Source organism: Bradyrhizobium retamae (genome assembly GCF_001440415.1).
GTDB classification, from domain to species: Bacteria; Pseudomonadota; Alphaproteobacteria; order Rhizobiales; family Xanthobacteraceae; genus Bradyrhizobium; species Bradyrhizobium retamae.
In genome coordinates this window covers 1-1,277 of record NZ_LLYA01000132.1, presented here as the reverse complement: position 1 = coordinate 1,277, position 1,277 = coordinate 1, and the positions used below count along the sequence as shown (strand labels likewise).

General features: G+C 58.5%; 1 protein-coding gene and 1 pseudogene. Both read right to left on the bottom strand.

The annotated features are described in order from the left end of the window. On the bottom strand, positions 1 to 580 hold a 580-nt coding region (locus CQ13_RS15910), incomplete at its 3' end, for a M16 family metallopeptidase (RefSeq protein ID WP_245309194.1). A gap of 462 nt (positions 581 to 1,042) precedes the next feature. Further along, positions 1,043 to 1,186, bottom strand: a pseudogene (locus CQ13_RS45655) (NUDIX hydrolase); the annotation flags it as partial. Positions 1,187 to 1,277 lie beyond the last annotated feature (91 nt).

Sequence of the window (1,277 nt, the reverse complement as noted above, 5' to 3'; positions counted from 1 at the left end):
TATTCGGCGCGTAGAAGCGCTTGTAGAACGCGAGCGCGTCCTCGCGGTCGAGCTTTTCGATCTCCTGCCGCCAGCCGATAATGGGGCGGCCGTAGGGGTGGTTGAGGTAAAGCGCCGCCATCATCTGCTCGGTGAGCCGCGCATCGGGATTGTTGGCGACGCGCATGTTGAATTCTTCGAGCACAACATCGCGTTCCGACAGCACGTTCTCATCTTGGAGAACGAGACCGGTCATGCGGTCGGCCTCAAATTCCATCATCTTCGTCAGCTGCTCGCGCGGCACGCGTTGGTAATAGCCGGTGTAGTCGGGCGAGGTGAAGGCATTCTCGTCGCCGCCGACGCGCAGCACGGTCTGGGAGAATTCGCCGGGCGGATGCTTCGCTGTGCCCTTGAACATCAAGTGTTCGAAGAAATGCGCAAGCCCCGATTTGCCCGGCGTCTCATCGGCGGAGCCGACCTTATACCCAATCATCTGGGTCACGACCGGAGTACGATGATCGGGGATCACCACCACCTGCAAGCCGTTCGCAAGCGTGAAGCTTGCTGGTCGTTCCGAGGTGACTGTGATCTGGGTAAGCATGCTCTTGTTTTCAGCAACGTCCCGGAGGCTAGGATTGCTGCTATTATCCCTTTTGTATTCGACTTTGTATTCGACCGCCAGCGCGGTGGGCGTCGTCAAGGCCATTGCAACAATGGCCGTGCCTAGCACCTTGGTTGTCACGGAACTCCAATTCTTCATGCCATCGCCTTTTGGTCACATCGAGATTCACATTCTGCAACGGACGATCCCGACAAAGCAGAGAGCCGCACGCCGTTGGCAAACAATGGAGCAAAAGCCGTGCCAATCGCCTAATGCTTCCGCGCACCGCTGCGCGGGCAGCTGGACGCAAAACGAAGCGCCGCGCGTGCTTTCTCTTCCGAAAGCCAAAGCCGCACTTGTTTGCTATCCGCCAACATGTTGCGAACACGACATTGCACACGAAAACGCACGACAACTCGCCGCCTCGCGCTTCCTAAATCCTGCGACGCCACATACTGGCACCTTGATCTCGCGCCAGAGGCACCGCTCCGCCGTTTCGTGGCCGCGCCGGCGCCCGCCAGGAAACATACAAAGCTTGTCGCGGCGCCGCCGCACCACGAGTACCCGGCCGCGCTTCGACGCGACGAGCTTTGACGATCTTGCCATTTCTTCGATCCGCTGACCCTAGTGGTTCATCATAGTGATTTTGACGTTTTGATACCGAGCCATTCGAGGATGGGCAAGTTTTCCGGTGGCA